This window comes from Enterobacter cloacae complex sp. P29RS (assembly GCF_014893445.1).
In the GTDB taxonomy this organism is placed as follows: domain Bacteria; phylum Pseudomonadota; class Gammaproteobacteria; order Enterobacterales; family Enterobacteriaceae; genus Enterobacter; species Enterobacter intestinihominis.
Genome location: NZ_JADBPZ010000001.1, coordinates 52,870 through 70,947 on the forward strand (window position 1 = coordinate 52,870; position 18,078 = coordinate 70,947).

The 18,078-nt window shown below is 57.0% G+C and carries 18 protein-coding genes; 12 read left to right on the top strand and 6 right to left on the bottom strand.

Going from position 1 to position 18,078, the window contains the following annotated elements:
• Positions 1–22 precede the first annotated feature (22 nt).
• From IM282_RS00245 to IM282_RS00260, 4 genes are all read right to left on the bottom strand, one after another.
• A complete protein-coding gene (locus tag IM282_RS00245) occupies positions 23–1,540 on the bottom strand; it encodes a carbohydrate porin (RefSeq protein WP_192969982.1) in 1,518 nt (505 codons plus the stop codon).
• Positions 1,541–1,711: 171 nt separating this feature from the next.
• Entirely contained in the window at positions 1,712–2,608 is an 897-nt protein-coding gene (locus IM282_RS00250; protein ID WP_192969983.1) for an aminoimidazole riboside kinase, read from the bottom strand.
• 88 nt (positions 2,609–2,696) lie between these two features.
• Entirely contained in the window at positions 2,697–3,908 is a 1,212-nt protein-coding gene (locus tag IM282_RS00255; protein WP_192969984.1) for a diguanylate phosphodiesterase, read from the bottom strand.
• Between the two features lie 87 nt (positions 3,909–3,995).
• A complete protein-coding gene (locus IM282_RS00260) occupies positions 3,996–5,471 on the bottom strand; it encodes a carboxylesterase (RefSeq protein WP_192969985.1) in 1,476 nt (491 codons plus the stop codon).
• A gap of 267 nt (positions 5,472–5,738) precedes the next feature.
• Here IM282_RS00260 and IM282_RS00265 point away from each other — a divergent pair, with 267 nt between their 5' ends.
• The 7 genes from IM282_RS00265 to IM282_RS00295 are packed head-to-tail and all read left to right on the top strand — an operon-like array spanning position 5,739 to position 12,567.
• Entirely contained in the window at positions 5,739–6,593 is an 855-nt protein-coding gene (locus IM282_RS00265; RefSeq protein WP_023300159.1) for a MurR/RpiR family transcriptional regulator, read from the top strand.
• A 12-nt stretch (positions 6,594–6,605) separates the two neighbouring features.
• The gene (gene ddpX / locus IM282_RS00270) at positions 6,606–7,178 is read left to right on the top strand and encodes a D-alanyl-D-alanine dipeptidase (protein ID WP_017382319.1); all 573 of its coding nucleotides are present in this window, start codon (positions 6,606–6,608) and stop codon (positions 7,176–7,178) included.
• A gap of 15 nt (positions 7,179–7,193) precedes the next feature.
• A complete protein-coding gene (locus tag IM282_RS00275; protein WP_192969986.1) occupies positions 7,194–8,726 on the top strand; it encodes an ABC transporter substrate-binding protein in 1,533 nt (510 codons plus the stop codon).
• A 23-nt stretch (positions 8,727–8,749) separates the two neighbouring features.
• Positions 8,750–9,772 carry an ABC transporter permease gene (locus IM282_RS00280; protein WP_003857077.1) on the top strand — a complete coding sequence of 341 codons (1,023 nt, stop codon included), beginning with the start codon at positions 8,750–8,752 and terminating at the stop codon, positions 9,770–9,772.
• Positions 9,769–10,665, top strand: coding sequence for a D,D-dipeptide ABC transporter permease (gene ddpC / locus IM282_RS00285; protein WP_022648185.1), 897 nt, complete (start codon positions 9,769–9,771; stop codon positions 10,663–10,665). The genes IM282_RS00280 and ddpC overlap by 4 nt, the downstream gene beginning before the upstream one ends.
• Complete coding sequence (locus IM282_RS00290) at positions 10,662–11,648, top strand: ABC transporter ATP-binding protein (RefSeq protein WP_063137770.1); 987 nt, start codon at positions 10,662–10,664, stop codon at positions 11,646–11,648. The genes ddpC and IM282_RS00290 overlap by 4 nt, the downstream gene beginning before the upstream one ends.
• Positions 11,641–12,567: an ABC transporter ATP-binding protein gene (locus IM282_RS00295; RefSeq protein ID WP_108367587.1), complete on the top strand. Its 927-nt coding sequence runs from the start codon at positions 11,641–11,643 to the stop codon at positions 12,565–12,567. The genes IM282_RS00290 and IM282_RS00295 overlap by 8 nt, the downstream gene beginning before the upstream one ends.
• A 30-nt stretch (positions 12,568–12,597) precedes the next feature.
• Here IM282_RS00295 and IM282_RS00300 read toward each other — a convergent pair whose 3' ends face one another.
• Positions 12,598–13,026: an OsmC family protein gene (locus IM282_RS00300; RefSeq protein ID WP_003857069.1), complete on the bottom strand. Its 429-nt coding sequence runs from the start codon at positions 13,024–13,026 to the stop codon at positions 12,598–12,600.
• 69 nt (positions 13,027–13,095) lie between these two features.
• Positions 13,096–13,983: a LysR family transcriptional regulator gene (locus IM282_RS00305; RefSeq protein WP_074133455.1), complete on the bottom strand. Its 888-nt coding sequence runs from the start codon at positions 13,981–13,983 to the stop codon at positions 13,096–13,098.
• A gap of 111 nt (positions 13,984–14,094) precedes the next feature.
• On the opposite strand from IM282_RS00305, the gene IM282_RS00310 reads away from it, so the two are divergent.
• The 5 genes from IM282_RS00310 (at position 14,095) to IM282_RS00330 (ending at position 17,983) form a co-directional block, all read left to right on the top strand.
• Positions 14,095–14,946: a Vmh family MBL fold metallo-hydrolase gene (locus IM282_RS00310; RefSeq protein ID WP_063150020.1), complete on the top strand. Its 852-nt coding sequence runs from the start codon at positions 14,095–14,097 to the stop codon at positions 14,944–14,946.
• A gap of 51 nt (positions 14,947–14,997) precedes the next feature.
• Positions 14,998–15,519: a VOC family protein gene (locus IM282_RS00315; RefSeq protein ID WP_023306248.1), complete on the top strand. Its 522-nt coding sequence runs from the start codon at positions 14,998–15,000 to the stop codon at positions 15,517–15,519.
• 141 nt (positions 15,520–15,660) lie between these two features.
• Entirely contained in the window at positions 15,661–15,876 is a 216-nt protein-coding gene (bdm, locus tag IM282_RS00320; protein WP_022648192.1) for a biofilm-dependent modulation protein, read from the top strand.
• Between the two features lie 95 nt (positions 15,877–15,971).
• A complete protein-coding gene (gene sra, locus IM282_RS00325; protein WP_023300167.1) occupies positions 15,972–16,109 on the top strand; it encodes a stationary-phase-induced ribosome-associated protein in 138 nt (45 codons plus the stop codon).
• Between the two features lie 176 nt (positions 16,110–16,285).
• Positions 16,286–17,983 carry an NAD-dependent malic enzyme gene (locus tag IM282_RS00330; RefSeq protein ID WP_022648194.1) on the top strand — a complete coding sequence of 566 codons (1,698 nt, stop codon included), beginning with the start codon at positions 16,286–16,288 and terminating at the stop codon, positions 17,981–17,983.
• Positions 17,984–18,078: the final 95 nt, after the last annotated feature.

Consider the following 18,078-nt stretch of genomic DNA (forward strand, 5'->3'; position numbering starts at 1 on the left):
CGCAATGCGGGAGCGTGAAGGGTTAAAACCAGGTTTCCATCTGCACCCCAAAGTTCCATTCCCCACCCGCGTTGAAGCCGCTGCTGCCAAAGGCGTCATCGCTGGCGTAGTTATCCAGCTTGCTGCTCCAGTCCATCCAGGTGGCGAACAGGCGCAGCTCCGGACGGCTGAAGAAATCGCCAATCTTGCCCGCCTTTAACGTCGGGGCGAAGGTCAGCTTGTAGAAGCTACCGTTAACCGCATTGCGATCCTTGTAGCCTTCCGGGTGTAAATCCATGTATTGATAACTGCCCTCGAACGCGAGGGCGAAATTCTGGTTCACCTCTTTGATCAGACGCGTATTGAGCGTGACCCACTCATAGCTGTCGCCCTTCACGTAGCGGTCCTTACTGCTTTGCGCCAGTACGGCGGGCGCAATGTGCCAGCCACCGCCCAGCGGCGTGACACCGTAACTTGCAAAACGCCAGGTATCGGCTTCTGACAGCAATGCGCCGTCTGCACCAATGCTTTTCACCTCGGCCCCCAGACCGTGGCCGTAAAGCAGCGCCGTTTTGGCGGAACCTTCCCGCAGGCCGTAGAAGCTCTCGTTATGCAGACCCACCAACGCATGCACCCCGTTATTCGCCGCGTCGGTTTTAATCAGATCGCCGTAGCTGTCCTTACGGTCGTCATTATCTTTTGCCCGTAAGCCGCTGACCATCATCTGCACCGGCCCGGCGAAGTGGTTCATGCTTAAGATGTAGTTCTGGACGTTGTTGTCGATCTCCTCTTCGCTGCCGAAATTACGGCCATAAAGGGAGAAGTTACTGCGCAGCGTATCGTTCCACTTCACGTCGTAGACGCCGCCGCCGGTCCCGGCGAGAAATACCACGTCGGAATCCAGCCAGTGAATGTCGAAGTTGTCGCGGTCAAAACGCTTACCCGCCCAGAAGGTGCTGCCTTTCAGCGCACCGGTAACGTCCGGCAAATTGCCCAGCTCGGCAAAGGCCTGACGAATGTTCAGGTCGCTGCTGTCTGCCGACCAGTCGTTATAGGTTTTCTGACCGTCGGCCAGCATCGCCTTAAAGCGCGTCGTCGCGCCATTTTCCAGCGTCTGTTTGTGCTCAACATTCAGCTCAACGTAGGTATCCGCTTCGTTCCCCAGACGCCCGATGGTCCCACCCGTTTCCCCTGCGGGTGTCAGATAAGGACCGCTTTTGCTGCTGGAGGCAGCGTCGTTCATCAGCAGCCCGGAACGGGCGTAACCGTGAAACTCAAAACCGCCTGTCCGATCGGCTTTCTCTTCCAGCGCCGTGGTACGTTGCGCCACCGCCTGTGTGGAGGTTTGCGCTTCCTGCTGTGCAGCCACCAGTTGCTGCGTTTTCTGTTCCGCTGCCGTGGCGCGTTTTTCAGCAACCTGCGCACGGGTTTCCGCCTCCTGCAAACGCTGCTCCAGCGCTGCCAGGCGCGCTTCGATACGGGTCATATCCGTCTGGGCAAAAACAGAGGTACTGCCGGCCAGCATGCCTATCATCACGGCAAGTCTGCGTTTTTTATACATTTTGTCGCATCCCTAATAACTATCGGTAAAAGTGCTAAATTGCTAAACCGGTTTAGGTGAGTGATACTAAACCGTTGAATTTTGAATCGGCAACGTTTTTTGCTAAACCGTTTTACTAAGTGTGATCGAGGCGACAATTCAGGCCCCCGACCGGAGGCCTGGCGACGTGAATTACAGTTCGTGATGATAAGGCAGCGCGGTCATTGCCCCTTTTGCGGTTGTCGCCAGCGCTCCGCAGCGCTGCGCTAACGTGATGACCTCTGAGAGACGGGCCTGGCCATGACGTGCCAGACCGAACAGCAGCCCGGCGACGAAAGCATCCCCCGCACCGGTGGTATCAATGCATTCCACGGGTGATGCAGGATAGTGCGTCAACGCGCCTCCCTGCCAGGCGGTCACGCCCTCTTTTCCCTGCGTCACCAGCACCAGTCTGGCCGGACAGGTGCGCATTAGCTCCGCCAGCCCCTCATGGACCTGCGCATTTCCGGTCAAGAACGCCAGCTCTTCCACCGAGATTTTCACCACATCTGCACAGGCTAATGCCCGCTCAAGACACTGGCGCAGCTCGACTTCATCGTGCCAGAGATCGGCGCGGATATTGGGGTCAAAGCTGACGAATCCCCCCGCCAGTCTGATAGCGGACATCGCCTGAAACGTCGCGGAACGACTGGGTTCGGCGCTGAGCGCGATAGAGCAGACGTGCAGCCACTCCCCGGCGCGGAATGGCGGGAGATCGGCAGAGTCGAGGAATAAATCAGCGCTCGGGCGAACCATAAAGGTAAAGGAACGTTCACCGTCGTTATCGAGATCCACCACCACCGTGGAGGTGCGATGCTGCGGGTCCAGGCGCAGCCATTCTGTATTAACCTGCTCATCCGCAAGCGTTTTTTGCATAAAACGCCCGAAGGGGTCGTCGCCCACCCGGCCTATAAAGGCGCTTCTGCCTCCCAGACGCGCTACCCCTACCGCAACGTTGGCCGGTGCGCCGCCAGGACATTGCAGCAGTTTGCCCTCTCCGTCGGGCAACAGATCCACCACTGCATCGCCAAGTACCCAGATCGTCTCCATATAACCTTCTTAGCTAAATAATGTTAAACCGGTTTAGCTATTTAAGCACAGGCAGGGTGTCGGGGAAATATGGCGAGGGAAAATTTGCTTAACCTACCCGTTGGGGCCAGTGGATATCACCCACGCCATTGAGCTGCGGGCGGGCGAACAAAAAGCCCTGGAAGCGGCGAATACCGGCGGATTCAAGCCAGCACCACTCTTCTACCTTCTCAATGCCTTCTGCGACCAGCGTAATCTCCAGATCGGTGCAGCAGCTGATTATCGACTTCACAATCGCCTGCTTGGGCCCGCTCAGGTGGATATCGCTGACGATCTCTCTGTCGATTTTGAGCTTATCCGGCTGGAATCGGGTGAGCAGCGAAAGACCAGCATAGCCGGAACCAAAATCATCTATCGCCAGCCCAACCCCTTCCGCCCGCAGCTGTTTAATGGCGCTGTTAAACTGGTTAAAGCCGGATATCATCTCGTTCTCAGTGACTTCGATGACCACCTGCTCTGGCTGTAGACCGTGCTTTTTGATCTGCGTTACCAGGAACTCTACCGCACCCGGCACGTTAACCAGCGACATTGGCAGCAGGTTCACCGCCAGTTTGTGGCTGCCGATGCCCAGCTTTTGCGCCAGCGCAAAGGTCCAGGCTTTGGTTTGCAGGTCGACTTCGTAAATCTGTTCACGATCGAGACTACGAAAGAAATGCTCCGGGCTGCCGCCGTCGTTTCCGCGTATAAGCGCTTCGAGAGAACTGATTTTGCCTTCGGACGGCTCGACAATGGGTTGCAGCGCAAACTGGCAGGGCTGTCCCGCCAGCAGACCTAACCCTTTACCAAACGGCGCGCTCTCTCGCGAAAGCGTCCATTTATCAGGCTCATAGTCCGAAGCGGGTGGGATAGCGGTTTTGCCGGCGATAAAGGTCTGAATAAATTTGAAGACCCGATCCTCAGAAGTCAGGTAGCTTTCCAGCTTGCTGTAATGCAGAACCGATGCCAGAACCGCTTTCGGGGTCTGAATGTCCAGGTTAAACAGCAGCATTCCCACGTCTTCGAAACGTCGGCGCGGACCGTAATCGCGCATCAGCTCCACCACGCCGGTATGCCGGTTGTCCGCACGGATGGTGTTAAAAAGCGCGACGACGTTCTGTTCCGTGCCTTCGAGAATTTGCAGAACGTCACGTCCACTGGAGAGAAGAATGCCTGAGATGCCCTGCTCCGTATTACGGATCCTGGCCTTTTCAACCAGCGCGCTTAACGCTGCGGAGGTGCAGGTTAAGCTCAACTGGCTTCGATAAATGAGAGTTGTCAGCACAGAAACGGGGTCCGGTATGGGGTATACGCCTGAACGGTACTGTTTAACACAGTTCCCCGGTGTGACCTAATCTATTGCACGTCGGGCTTAATTCTCCCCGAGACGGCTGTCGATCCGCGTCTGCATATAGTCGTAGAAAGGATTCGACGTTACGCGCATTAACGCATCTTTACCGACGCTCAGAACTGAGGTTTCTCCCCACAGGGCTATCGTCCCGAGACTGATTCCATAGCGGTTTTTCACCTCAGGATGGCGGCCATACAGATCGTCTTCAGGCGGGAACGGAATGGCAATATGCGACAGGGAATAAACTTCCTGCGGATACGAGACCGACAGCGGCGTCACCGTTTCCCGGGTGCTGCCCGCTGGCGTTGTCTTTGCCACCATATCAAACCTGTCGGGGCTGGCATTGGTCACGATTGTGACACTGTAACGTCTTTTCGCCTCGGGCAGCAGGTCAGCCACCGCCGTCCAGGATGATGGCCTGAACAGTGGACGGAAACTCCCGGCCTGATTGATGTCAAATACCACCAGTTCGCTGCCATTTGCCGGAAGCTGGTCAAACAGCCCGCTGACTACGGCGCGGGTACTGACCGTTGAATCCATGACCGACTGAAACGCCAGTACCGGCGGGAGCTGCGCCAGTTTGTGATCATGAATATCGCGGTGTATCTGCTCATGCAGCGCCCGGGTAAGCAGCCAGGACTGACGTGCCGCATTCACTGGGAACGAATTGTATTTATAAGGATTATATTCCGGCGAAATGTTGAGCCACGCGGCTTTGGCAAACGCCGGTAACATAGCCGGTAGCCCGGCGAATCCGGCAAAGCGCGCAAACGCCGTGACGCCAATCATCGGTGAGAGCAACACGATCTGCTGAGGTTTACGCAGTTCAGGCGCATCAAGGGCGTCGAGGGCGTATTTCATCGCCAGCGCACCGCCGTTGGAATAGCCCACCAGGTGCAGGGGGAGATCGTTCCCTGTCAGGCGTGTTGCTTCACGAACCGCAAGGCGCGTAGCTGCCAGCCACGCCTCCCAGTCAACGTCTGTCAACGCGCCCGGCGCCGTGCCGTGTCCGGGCAAACGAGGCACTACGGCCACAAAGCCGTGCTTTTGATAATTCACGGCCAGACGCCTGACGCTGTAGGGCGAATCCGTCAGACCGTGCAACAACACTACCGCCCCGCGCGGCTTTCCGGCAGGCATCAGCACAAACGACCGGTTTGCATCCGGAGTAAAGTGTCCTGGCCACACCAGGCTCTGACGGTAATAGCGGTTCAGCGGCGTGCGCTCTGCGGGGGTGACTTTCGCCGTCACCTCAGCATCAAGAGCGGTGAAGATGGCGTTTTCCCGCGCGACATAAGCTGCGAAGGTCGCGTTATCCATCTCCTGCACGGACATTTCGTCAGCCCGCCATGTATGCCAGTGATGCAGGGCCGGCCCCTGCTGCGAAAGATAAACCCGCACCGCCAGCAGAACGAGCACAATGATCCCGATGACCATCGCTATTTTTTTTGCGAGAGCCATCAGGCGCACGCTGACCCGCCAGGGCAAATTCGCCATGTAAGGCTCCCTCTCTTATCCACAGAGCTTTCATCTTACCAAAAAATGTGAAGAGGCTGTCGTATTCACCAAATAGATACCGCTCAGGCCGGACACTGCACCAAAAGTGAACTACGCTGCACAAATGTTGAGCATCTGTTAAACAAATATTGCATTAACTTTGCTGCACAGCGCGTTTTCGCCGCAATGTGAACATGGCACGCGTCCTGCATTGTTAATCTGATAACAGAAACCCGGCCTTTGACAGCCAGTTAACAGCGAGGCGGTATGACGACCAAACCAGAGGTGTTGAGCCGTATCGAAGCGACCTTCAGCCAGCTCACCCCGAGCGAAAAGCGGGTGGCAAGCTGGATGCTGGCGCACGTCGGGCAGATCCCCTTTGAAACGGCTGAGAGCGTGGCGCTGGCCACGGCCACCAGCGGGATCACCGTCGGACGCTTTCTGCGCAAGCTGGGCTATCGCAACCTTGATGACGCCAAAAAAAGCCTGCGCGATCCCCATCAGCCCTGGGGCATAAACGAGCGTCTGGATTCCTGGAAACAGCAACAGCCGCTGTCGGATCGCCTTCAGCACTCCCTGTCACTGGAGGTGGACGCCATTGCCCATGTCTACCAGCTGGCGCAAAGCGAAACGTTCAGGCAGGTGGTCCAGCAACTTTCCCATGCCGACGCCGTCTTTGTGCTGGGGATCCAGTCCACGCGCGGGATCGCCAATGCGTTCTTCAGCCATCTGGAGTATCTGCGCCCGCGGGTAAGCTATTCCGAAGGGCTCTCCGGTAGCTGGGTGGAGTCGCTTAACTCCGGCTTTGCTAACCCGTATATCGTGCTCACCGATACCCGCGCCTACTCCGCCATTGCCCGCCAGTACTGCCGCGTGGCGAGCGAAAAAGGCCTGGCGATGGCACTGATCACCGATATCTGGTGCCCGTGGGCGCGGGATTACCCGATTGATTTACTCCAGGTGAAAACCGATACCGGCCATTTCTGGGACTCGCTGGCGCCGGTGAGCTGTCTGTTCAACCTGCTGCTGTCGGGCGTCGTGGAGGCGCTGGGGGAAGCGCTGCCGGAACGTCTGGCAATCAACCGACAACTACAACAAGAATTTGGTCAATTTGAACGCTAAAGGAGCGGAGCTATGCCTGAAGAGAGTCAACTGATTGATGTGGCGAAAACCTTTCCCACGCTGCATATCGATCTGAAATACGCGACCGCCGATAACATCACTGGCCGCCCGATCTACCAGCACGCCGCGTGCCTGTTGCATACGGATGCCGCCACAGCGCTGGCGAAAGCGATCAGCATCGCCGCGCTGGCCGGTCTGAAGCTGGTGGTTTACGACGCCTACCGCCCCCAGCAGGCGCAGTCGCAACTCTGGGATGCCTGCCCCAATCCGGAATACGTGGTGGATGTCGCAATTGGCTCTAACCACAGCCGGGGCACCGCCATTGACGTCACGCTGATGGATGAACACGACAACGTGCTGGATATGGGCGCCGGGTTTGACGAAATGCACGACCGTTCTCATGCCTGGCACCCTTCCGTTCCGCCCGAGGCGCAGCGAAATCGTCTGCTCCTGAACGCCGTTATGTACGGCGGCGGTTTTGTGGGCATCAGCAGCGAGTGGTGGCATTTCGAACTGCCGAACGCCGCCAGCTACCCGCTGTTAGATGACCAGTTCGCCTGTTATCCGACCACACACTCACTCTAATTCTGGAGCCCGGCCATGAAAACTACGCTGCTTACATCCCTGATTGCCGCTACGCTCGCCCTGAGCGCCCTTCCCGCTCTGGCGGCGGTGCCAAAAGATATGCTGGTGATAGGGAAAGCTGCCGATCCGCAAACGCTGGATCCGGCGGTCACTATCGATAACAACGACTGGACGGTGACCTACCCCTCGTACCAGCGTCTGGTGAAATACAAGCCTGGCACCACGGAGGTGGAAGGCGATCTGTCGACGGGCTGGAAGGCGTCAGACGACCAGAAAGTGTGGACGTTCACCCTGGCGGATAATGCAAAATTCTCCGACGGCACGCCGGTGACCGCCGAAGCGGTCAAGCTGTCGTTTGAACGTCTGCTTAAAATCAACCAGGGACCTTCCGAAGCGTTCCCGAAAGATTTGAAAGTGGACGTGGTGGATGAGCATACGGTGAAATTCACCCTCAGCCAGCCGTTTGCCCCGTTCCTCTACACGCTGGCCAATGACGGCGCGTCGATTGTCAACCCGGCGGTGCTGAAGGCCAATGCCGCCGACGACGCACGCGGTTTCCTGGCGCAAAACACCGCGGGTTCCGGACCGTTTATGCTGAAAAGCTGGCGGAAAGGTCAACAGCTGGTGGTGGTGCCCAACCCACACTGGCCAGGTGAAAAGCCGCACTTTAAGCGCGTCTCGGTGAAGATTATCGGTGAAAGCGCCTCGCGTCGCCTGCAACTTTCCCGTGGCGATCTGGATATCGCCGACGCCCTGCCGGTGGATCAGCTTGCTGCTCTGAAGCAGGAAGGCAAAGTGGCCGTGGCGGAATACCCGTCCCTGCGGGTGACCTACCTCTATCTGAACAACAGTAAGCCTCCGATGAATCAGGTGGATTTGCGCCGCGTGGTCTCCTGGGCGACCGATTACCAGGGGATGGTGGAAGGCATTCTCAGCGGGAACGGCAAGCAGATGCGCGGCCCGATCCCGGAGGGCATGTGGGGCTTCGATGCGAACGCCATGCAGTACAGCTTTGACGAGGCCAAAGCCAAAGCGGCGCTGGAGAAAGTCAAAGATAAACCTGCCAGCCTGACGTTCCTCTACTCCGATAACGACCCGAACTGGGAGCCTATCGCCCTCTCCACGCAGGCGAGCCTGGGCAAGCTGGGGATTAACGTCAAGCTCGAGAAACTGGCGAACGCCACCATGCGCGACCGCGTCGGCAAAGGTGATTATGACATTGCGATTGGTAACTGGAGCCCGGACTTCGCTGACCCGTACATGTTCATGAACTACTGGTTCGAATCGGACAAAAAAGGGCTGCCGGGGAACCGCTCATTCTATGAGAACAAAGAGGTCGATGCGCTGTTGCAGGCGGCACTGAAAACCACCGATCAGGCGGAACGCACCAAAGATTACCAGCAGGCGCAGAAAGTGGTGATTGACGAGGCGGCTTACGTTTATCTGTTCCAGAAGAACTACCAGCTGGCGATGAACAAAGAGGTCAAAGGCTTCACCTTTAATCCGATGCTTGAGCAGGTCTTTAACATCGCCACCATGAGTAAGTAACGGCCCACGCCGGGGGGAAGTGTATGACGTTCTGGAGCATTGTGCGCCAGCGCTGCTGGGGGTTAATCCTGGTGGTGGCCGGTGTCTGTATTATTACTTTTATTATTTCACACCTGATCCCCGGCGATCCGGCCCGCCTGCTGGCCGGTGATCGCGCCAGCGATGAAATCGTGCAGGGCATCCGCCAGCAACTGGGGCTGGATCAACCACTCTATATTCAGTTTGGCCGCTACGTTGAGGCGCTGGCACATGGCGATCTGGGCACCTCTATTCGCACCGGTCGCCCCGTTGCGGAAGATTTGAAAGCTTTTTTCCCCGCCACGCTGGAGCTTGCCTTTTGCTCCCTGCTGCTGGCGCTGGTGATTGGCGTGCCGCTGGGCATTTTATCGGCGGTGTACCGTAACCGCTGGCTGGATCACCTGGTGCGACTGATGGCGATGACGGGCATCTCGACGCCTGCCTTCTGGCTGGGACTGGGAGTTATCGTTCTGTTCTACGGGCAACTGCAAATTCTGCCCGGCGGCGGCAGGCTGGACGACTGGCTCGATCCGCCCGCCCACGTTACCGGTTTTTATCTGCTGGACGCTCTGCTGGAAGGCAACGGCGAGGTGTTTTTCAACGCCCTGCAGCACCTGATTTTACCCTCCCTGACCCTGGCCTTTGTGCATCTGGGTATTGTGGCGCGTCAGGTACGTTCCGCGATGCTGGAGCAACTGAGCGAGGATTATATTCGTACCGCCCGCGCGAGCGGGTTGCCGGGCTGGTACATCGTCCTGCGCTACGCCTTACCCAACGCCATGATCCCCTCCATTACCGTGCTCGGGCTGGCGCTGGGCGATCTGCTGTACGGGGCCGTCCTTACCGAAACCGTGTTTGCCTGGCCGGGAATGGGAGCCTGGGTGGTGACCTCCATTCAGGCGCTGGACTTCCCCGCCGTCATGGGCTTCGCGGTCGTGGTATCGCTGGCCTATGTCTTCGTTAATCTGGTGGTGGATCTGCTGTACCTGTGGATCGACCCGCGAATCGGGCGCGGAGGTGCCGAATGATGTTAACTCAGGAAACGCCCGTCCCTGTCAGCACCGCTAAACAGCGCATCAACTGGGCAAAGCTGTTCTGGATGTTACGCAAAAGCCCGCTCACGCTGATCGGCGGGGTCATTATGATCGTGATGCTGCTGATGATGGTGGTCTCGCCATGGATAGTCCCGCACGATCCGAACGCGCTGGATCTGACCGCGCGCTTGCAGGCACCGTCAGCCCAGCACTGGTTTGGCACCGATGAGGTGGGCCGGGATCTGTTCAGCCGCGTGCTGGTGGGCAGCCAGCAGTCCATCACAGCGGGGCTGGCGGTGGTGGTGATTGCGGGTGGCATCGGTTCGCTGCTCGGCTGTTTGTCCGGCGTACTTGGCGGGCGCGGCGACGCCATCATTATGCGCATCATGGACATTATGCTCTCCATCCCCTCGCTGGTGCTGACGATGGCGCTGGCCGCCGCGCTCGGTCCAAGCCTGTTTAACGCGATGCTGGCGATTGCGATTGTACGCATTCCGTTTTACGTGCGGCTGGCACGCGGGCAAACGCTGGTGGTGCGCCAGTTCACCTACGTGCTGGCCGCTCGCACCTTTGGCGCATCGCGCTGGCACCTGATCAGCTGGCATATCCTGCGTAACGCCCTGCCGCCGCTGATCGTACAAGCGTCGCTGGATATCGGCAGCGCCATTCTGATGGCCGCCACGCTGGGCTTTATTGGATTAGGCGCGCAGCAGCCGACCGCCGAATGGGGGGCAATGGTGGCCGTGGGGCGTAACTACGTGCTTGACCAGTGGTGGTACTGCGCGTTTCCGGGGGCGGCAATTCTGATCACGGCGGTTGGCTTTAATCTGTTTGGCGATGGTCTTCGCGACCTGCTGGATCCCAAATCAGGAGGGAAGCAGTCATGAGTGATTCCGTATTATCGATTGAAGATTTGCACCTGAGCTTCCCCATTTTTCGCGGTGACGTCCACGCGCTCAACCACGTCTCGCTGGAGATTGGCCGGGGTGAAATTGTCGGCGTGGTGGGCGAATCCGGCTCGGGAAAATCGGTCACCGCGATGCTGGCGATGCGCCTGCTGCCGGAAGGCAGTTACCATGTTCACCATGGCCGGGTCACGCTGCTCGGGGAAGATGTGCTGAACGCGTCGGAAAAACAGCTTCGTCAGTGGCGCGGCGCCAGGGTGGCGATGATTTTTCAGGAGCCGATGACGGCGCTTAACCCCACGCGCCGGATCGGCAGGCAGATGGTGGAGGTGATCCGCCAGCATCAGTCGCTTTCCCGCCGCGACGCGCAGCAGAAGGCGATCTCCCTGCTGGGCGAGATGCAAATCCCGGATGCGGCGCAGGTAATGGATCGCTATCCGTTTGAGCTTTCCGGCGGTATGCGCCAGCGGGTAATGATCGCCCTTGCCTTCTCCTGCGAGCCGGAGCTGATCATCGCTGATGAACCCACTACCGCGCTGGATGTGACCGTCCAGCTTCAGGTGCTGCGTCTGCTGAAACATAAAGCGCGCGCCAGCGGAACGTCGGTGCTGTTTATCAGTCACGATATGGCGGTGGTGTCGCAGCTTTGTGACCGGATGTACGTTATGTACGCGGGCAGCGTGATCGAAAGCGGCAGCACGCAGACCTTGATCCACCATCCTGTGCACCCCTATTCGATTGGCCTGCTGCGGTGTGCCCCGGAAAATGGTGAACCGCGCGAGATCCTCCCGGCCATTCCCGGCACGGTACCTAACCTCAGCCACCTCCCGCGCGGATGTGCTTTTCGCGAACGCTGTTTTGCTGCCGGGGCGAAATGCAGCGAAACGCCGCGCTTAATTTCCACGGGCGCAGAAGGCCAGCAGGCTGCCTGCTGGTACCCACAACAGGAGAGACGCCATGTCTGAGGTACTGCTGGAACTGGATAGCGTGCATGTGAATTTTCCTGCGCGCAAAAACTGGCTGGGGCGCGTGACGGAACAGGTACACGCCCTTAACGGCATGGATCTCCGGATCCATCGCGGCGAAACGCTGGGCGTTGTGGGGGAATCCGGCTGTGGAAAGAGCACGCTGGCGCAGCTGCTGATGGGCATGCTCAAACCGAGTACCGGGGCCTGTCAGCGCGCGAATGCAGCGGGTGGTATGCAGATGGTATTTCAGGACCCGCTCTCGTCCCTCGATCCGCGTTTACCCGTCTGGCGCACCATCACCGAGCCGGTGTGGATACAGCAACGTCGCGGCGAACGGGAGCGTCGTCAGTTGGCTGAAACGCTGGCGCAGCAGGTTGGGATTCGAGCGGAATATCTTGACCGCCTGCCGCATGCGTTTTCGGGCGGACAGCGCCAGCGCATCGCTATTGCCCGGGCGCTCTCTTCGGATCCGGACATCATCGTGCTGGATGAACCCACCAGCGCGCTGGATATTTCCGTCCAGGCACAGATCCTCAATTTGCTGGTTGCCCTGCAACAGCAGCGAAATCTGACCTACGTGCTGATCTCGCACAACGTCTCGGTGGTCCGGCACATGAGCGACCGGGTGGCGGTAATGTATCTGGGGCAAATCGTGGAACTGGGTCCGGCGAACCAGGTGCTGGGTCAGCCGCGCCATCCTTATACGCAGCTGCTACTTGACTCCGTTCCCCGGACCGGAGAACCGCTGGATGAGGATCTGGCGTTGCGAAAAACCGATCTTCCGGGTAATCGCCACCTGCCCGTTGGGTGCTATTTCCGCGACCGCTGTTCGCTGGCGACGCAGGGATGTGAACAGCCGCAACAGCTCCAGCCCTCTTCCGCAAGCCGAAGCGTGCGCTGCTGGCGTAACCGTTAAAAATGAGCCGGGCATGCGCCCGGCCCGATATCAGTTCAGTTTGTAATCCAGCGTGATTTCCGCTTTCAACAGCTGCGAGACCGGGCAACCGGCCTTGGCTTTCTGGATAATGCCGTCGAACTGCTGCGGATCGATACCCGGTACCGTCACCTTGCTTTGCAGCGCGACTTTGCTGATGGCAAAACCGCTGTCGGTTTTATCCAGCGAGACATCCGCCGTGGTATCGATGGAATCGGCGGTATAACCCGCTTCGCCCAGCATTAGCGACAGGGCCATAGAGAAACATGCCGCGTGCGCTGCGCCAATCAGCTCTTCCGGGTTAGTCCCTTTCTCGCCCTCGAAGCGGGTGTTAAAGCCGTAAGGTTGCTGGTTAAGGACGCCACTTTCGGTCGATACCGTCCCTTTGCCGCGTTTGATGTCGCCAGACCAGTGTGCTGAACCGTGCTTATGAATCGTCATTCTTGCTCTCCTTTTGGCTTACAAAGGGATAAGTATAGGACGCATAATCTATTTTGCAGGGAAGACAGACTAGTCCGATCGCGTGGCAAGGTGGTTTGCCAGCGCGTCGAGGAACACACGCTGCGCCGCAGGCTGATAGTCTCGCGACTGATAAATACCAAAAATGCCGATCGGTTTTGGCGTATAGGCGCTGAGCACCGGCACCAGGCTTCCCTGCCGTAGCGCCGCGTCGGCCTCGCGCTCGGGCAGCATGGCAATACCACAGTGATTTATCGCCGCCTCCATCAGCAGAGATGAGATGCTGGCGCTGAGATTGCCGCTGACCGCCGTCGTGACCGGCTCCCCTGCCGGCGTAAAAAAACGCCACGACTGACCGGCAAAAAAGCTGTAATGCAGGCAGTTGTGCCGGGCTAAGTCTTCCAGCTCCTCTGGAACGCCCCGGCTTACAAGGTAGTGCGGCGAGGCGCAAAGCACGGACCGACACTCTCCCAATCGGCGAGCGATCATACCCGGTTCGGGGTTATCGGTGATGCGGATCGCCACGTCAATTCGCTCGCCCACCAGGCTCACCGGATGGTTGTTAACATCCAGCTCAATGCGCAGTTGAGGGTAACGCTGCAACAGTTCGGGCAGCACCGGAGCGATAATCTGCATCGCGGTAAAATGCGCGCAGGCGACACGAAGCGTGCCTGAGGGTAAATCCTTCACTGACTGATCTTCAATTTCCTGAGAAATTTGCGATAGCGTGCGCGTCTTTTGCAGGACTTTCTCCCCCGCCGCCGTCAGCGTCAGCTTACGGGTGGAGCGGTTAACCAACCGCGCCCCAGCCCACTTCTCCATCTGCTCCAGATAACGGCTCACCATCGGACGGGAGATCCCCAGCGCCCGCGCCGCCGCGCTTAAACTCCCCAGCTCACAGATGCGGTTGTACACCTGGGCGGCAATAACGCGATCCATTTTGACCTCCATTTGCTCGATCTATGAAACTAAGCATCTCCTGTTTCAGGAATTCTGGCAAATGAAGAGATCCGTACAATAGAGACTTTCCTGAAGAACAGAGACATGACCATGACTATCGCCCGCCTTGCTTTGCTGACAACCCTTTTCACTCCGGCCGTCTTTGCCGCTCCGTTGACCGTTGATACGTATAACCCGCAGGAAAAAGGCATTTTTGCCGTTTCTTCCACGCTGGTATCTGGCCCGAAAGAGGCGGTACTGTTTGACGCCCAATTCAGCGTGAAAGATTGCGAAGCGCTGGTAGAAAAAATTCGCCACAGCGGTAAAACGCTGAACAAAATCGTGATCACTTCCGGCGATCCGGATTTCTATTTCGGCCTGCAACCGCTGATGAAAGCCTTCCCTAATGCCAAAGTTGTCGCCACGCAACAGGTGGTGGACCATATCAGGGCCACAAAAGACGCGAAGCTCGCCTTCTGGGGGCCACAGATGAAAGATGGCGCGCCGACGCAGCTCTATGTGCCGCAAGTGCTTGCCTCAACCACCTTTATGATTGACGGTGAGAGAGTAAGCATTGAAGAGCCTGAAAGCTATGCGGCGTACGTCTGGATCCCATCCGCCAAAACCATCCTCGGCGGCACGGGCGTCTCATGGGGCATTCACGTCTGGACGGCGGATACCCAAACGCCGGAAAGCCGTAAACAGTGGCAGCAGACGCTGGATAGCATGGCTGCCCTTAAGCCCGAACGCGTTATTCCGGGCCACTACCTTGGGACACCGCCAGCGGGTACCGGCGCTATCGACTTTACCCGTCGCTATCTACAGCAGTTTGAACAGGCCCTCACGACGCATAAAGAATCAACTGGCGTCATCAACGCGATGAAAAAACAGTGGCCGAACCTGGCGGAAGCCAGTTCGCTGGAACTGAGTGCCAAAGTGAATACCGGCGAAATGAAGTGGTAATAAGCTGATTATCTCCTGCTATATTTAAATTTTTTATAGCAGGAGTTTACTATGACATCGTCAGTAAGGGGTATTGACCATATCGGTATTACGGTGCCCGACATTGAAAAAGCCACCCTATTTTTTGAACGCGCTTTCGGCGCACAGGTTTTATATCATTCTGTCGATGCAGAAACCGATAATATCGATCAGCCCGCCCAGCAGCACACCTTAAAATTATTTCCCGGCACTAAAATTCATGCCATTCGCATGCTTGTTATGCCGCACGGACCCGGCATAGAACTTTTCGAAATGCATGGCCCTGAACAGGGAATGCCCGCTCGCGCCAGCGACTTTGGACTTCAGCATTTTGCTGTTTATGTTGATGATTTTGATAGTGCCATCGCGGCTTTCACCGCCGCCGGCGGCGAGATGTTCACCGCGCCGAAGCCGCTTAGCTTTCCGGATGAGCAAGGTGAAGGCAATGCTTTCTGCTATGGTCAAACCCCCTGGGGCAGCATTGTGGAATTGATCTCCTGGCCGACGCCCATGCCTTATGAAAAAACCACGAATTTACGCCGCTGGAAACCCTGAGTTTTATTTCTGTGCTACGGGAGATGTTATTTTTAATTCCAGGACGAATCTGAACCACAACGGCAAAAATATTTGCCAATCTGAATGTGAATTACGATTTTGCACGCCGTAACATTAAACAGACAACGACACGGAGGCAGCATGTTTACTTATTACCCGGCACATACCACAGCAGCACAACCGGAACTTGTTAACGCGATCGCACAAGGTCTTCACGCCGAGCACGGTGTTGTTACTGAAGATGACATTTTGATGGAACTGACCAAGTGGGTGGAAGCCACGGACAATGACATCCTCAGTGACATCTACCAGCAAACCATCAACTATGTGGTTAGTGGGCGAAACGCACCTCTGTAAAAACCTGCTAAGCTGGATCTGCAACCTAAGGGGTTACATTTCGTTTGCGTAAGCAAGCTTGTCCTTAAAACTATCAACAGGATTGAGGAGTTAACATGAAATCGAACCGTCAGGCACGCCATATTCTGGGACTGAACTACAAGCTTTCTAACCAGCGTAAAGTGGTTATTGAGGAGGGTAGCGAAACGCAAGTTACCCACGCCACCGGCAGGAAACGCCCTTCCGGCAAGTAAGTTCCGGCACGAAATTCACAACACCATCGGTAATCCCGATGGTGTTTTTGTTTATGTGTTGCGGTAATTAATATTCAGCTCCTTTATAATACCAACCGACCGCACCCCGTAGCACAGGCCAGAAAGATGACAAACAGCAGTGTCAGGGACGGATCTTCTTAAAAAGAGTGAGTGACATGGACAACAAACTGAAAAAACATCGTTCCCTTTATATTCCTTACGCCGGTCCGGTTTTACTGGAGTTCCCCCTTCTGAACAAAGGCAGCGCCTTTAGCATGGAAGAGCGCAGCAGCTTTAACCTGCTGGGCCTGCTGCCTGAAGTGGTTGAAACCATTGAAGAACAGGCAGAACGTGCCTGGATCCAGTATCAGGGCTTTAAAACCGAAATCGATAAACACATCTACCTGCGTAATATTCAGGACACCAACGAAACCCTCTTCTACCGCCTCGTGCAGAACCATCTTGAAGAGATGATGCCCGTCATTTACACCCCCACCGTCGGCGCGGCGTGTGAACGCTTCTCAGAGATCTACCGTCGTTCCCGCGGTGTGTTCATCTCTTATCAGAACCGTCACAACATGGATGACATTCTGCAAAACGTGCCTAACCACAACATCAAGGTGATCGTGGTGACCGATGGCGAACGTATTCTGGGCCTCGGTGACCAGGGCATTGGCGGGATGGGGATCCCCATCGGTAAGCTCTCGCTGTATACCGCCTGCGGCGGGATCAGCCCGGCCTACACCCTGCCGGTGGTACTTGACGTGGGGACCAATAACCAGCAACTGTTGAACGATCCGCTGTACATGGGCTGGCGTCACCCGCGCATTACCGACGACGAGTACTATCAGTTTGTGGATGATTTCATCCAGGCCGTGAAGCACCGCTGGCCTGACGTGCTGTTGCAGTTCGAAGACTTCGCACAGAAAAACGCCATGCCGCTGCTGAACCGCTACCGCGATGAGATCTGCTCGTTCAACGATGACATTCAGGGCACTGCGGCAGTGACCGTCGGTACGCTGATTGCTGCGAGCCGTGCGGCAGGCAGTCAGCTCAGCTATCAGAAAATTGTCTTCCTGGGTGCAGGCTCCGCGGGCTGCGGCATCGCCGAGCAAATTATTGCCCAGACCCAGCGCGAAGGCTTAAGCGAAGAGCTGGCCCGCTCCCGCGTCTTTATGGTGGACCGTTTTGGCCTGCTGACCGACGGCATGCCAAACCTGCTCCCGTTCCAGACCAAACTGGTGCAGAAGCGCGAAAACCTGAAAAACTGGGATACGGATAACGAAGTGCTCTCGCTTCTTGACGTGGTGCGCAACGTGAAGCCGGACATTCTGATCGGCGTGTCCGGGCAGACCGGCCTCTTCACGGAAGAGATTATTCGCGAGATGCACAAGCACTGCGAACGCCCTATCGTGATGCCGCTGTCTAACCCGACTTCACGCGTGGAGGCAACGCCGCAGGACATCATCGCCTGGACCGAAGGTAAGGCACTGGTCGCAACCGGCAGTCCGTTTGATCCGGTGGTGTGGAAGGACAAACTCTACCCCATCGCGCAGTGCAATAACTCCTATATCTTCCCGGGTATTGGTCTGGGAGTTATCGCCTCCGGCGCGTCCCGCATCACCGACGAAATGCTGATGTCCGCGAGCGAAACGCTGGCAGGTCACTCTCCGCTGGTGAATAACGGTGAAGGCCTGGTACTGCCGGAGCTGAAAGACATTCACAAAGTGTCCCGCGCAATTGCCTTCGCGGTAGGCAAAATGGCGCAGCAGCAAGGCGTCGCGGTGAAAACCTCTGCCGATGCGTTGCAGCAGGCGATTGATGATAACTTCTGGATGCCGGAATACCGTAGCTATCGTCGTACTTCGATTTAAATCGGAGTTTTGAACGTTCCCTCTCTTCACAAGGGAGAGGGAACGTGAAGTCCCTTCTCCCTTTTTCCTCTAATTCCCTTAATCCTGCCTATAAA

What these genes read in the sequence shown, in the direction of transcription:
- IM282_RS00250 (WP_192969983.1), bottom strand. Translation starts at nt 2,608, where the DNA reads ATGGAGACGATCTGGGTACTTGGCGATGCAGTGGTGGATCTGTTGCCC.
- IM282_RS00305 (WP_074133455.1), bottom strand. Translation starts at nt 13,983, where the DNA reads ATGGATCGCGTTATTGCCGCCCAGGTGTACAACCGCATCTGTGAGCTG.
- IM282_RS00290 (WP_063137770.1), top strand. Translation starts at nt 10,662, where the DNA reads ATGAGTGATTCCGTATTATCGATTGAAGATTTGCACCTGAGCTTCCCC.
- IM282_RS00280 (WP_003857077.1), top strand. Translation starts at nt 8,750, where the DNA reads ATGACGTTCTGGAGCATTGTGCGCCAGCGCTGCTGGGGGTTAATCCTG.
- IM282_RS00310 (WP_063150020.1), top strand. Translation starts at nt 14,095, where the DNA reads ATGACTATCGCCCGCCTTGCTTTGCTGACAACCCTTTTCACTCCGGCC.
- IM282_RS00315 (WP_023306248.1), top strand. Translation starts at nt 14,998, where the DNA reads ATGACATCGTCAGTAAGGGGTATTGACCATATCGGTATTACGGTGCCC.
- ddpC (WP_022648185.1), top strand. Translation starts at nt 9,769, where the DNA reads ATGATGTTAACTCAGGAAACGCCCGTCCCTGTCAGCACCGCTAAACAG.
- IM282_RS00260 (WP_192969985.1), bottom strand. Translation starts at nt 5,471, where the DNA reads ATGGCGAATTTGCCCTGGCGGGTCAGCGTGCGCCTGATGGCTCTCGCA.
- IM282_RS00330 (WP_022648194.1), top strand. Translation starts at nt 16,286, where the DNA reads ATGGACAACAAACTGAAAAAACATCGTTCCCTTTATATTCCTTACGCC.
- IM282_RS00275 (WP_192969986.1), top strand. Translation starts at nt 7,194, where the DNA reads ATGAAAACTACGCTGCTTACATCCCTGATTGCCGCTACGCTCGCCCTG.
- bdm (WP_022648192.1), top strand. Translation starts at nt 15,661, where the DNA reads ATGTTTACTTATTACCCGGCACATACCACAGCAGCACAACCGGAACTT.
- IM282_RS00300 (WP_003857069.1), bottom strand. Translation starts at nt 13,026, where the DNA reads ATGACGATTCATAAGCACGGTTCAGCACACTGGTCTGGCGACATCAAA.
- IM282_RS00295 (WP_108367587.1), top strand. Translation starts at nt 11,641, where the DNA reads ATGTCTGAGGTACTGCTGGAACTGGATAGCGTGCATGTGAATTTTCCT.
- sra (WP_023300167.1), top strand. Translation starts at nt 15,972, where the DNA reads ATGAAATCGAACCGTCAGGCACGCCATATTCTGGGACTGAACTACAAG.
- ddpX (WP_017382319.1), top strand. Translation starts at nt 6,606, where the DNA reads ATGCCTGAAGAGAGTCAACTGATTGATGTGGCGAAAACCTTTCCCACG.
- IM282_RS00245 (WP_192969982.1), bottom strand. Translation starts at nt 1,540, where the DNA reads ATGTATAAAAAACGCAGACTTGCCGTGATGATAGGCATGCTGGCCGGC.
- IM282_RS00265 (WP_023300159.1), top strand. Translation starts at nt 5,739, where the DNA reads ATGACGACCAAACCAGAGGTGTTGAGCCGTATCGAAGCGACCTTCAGC.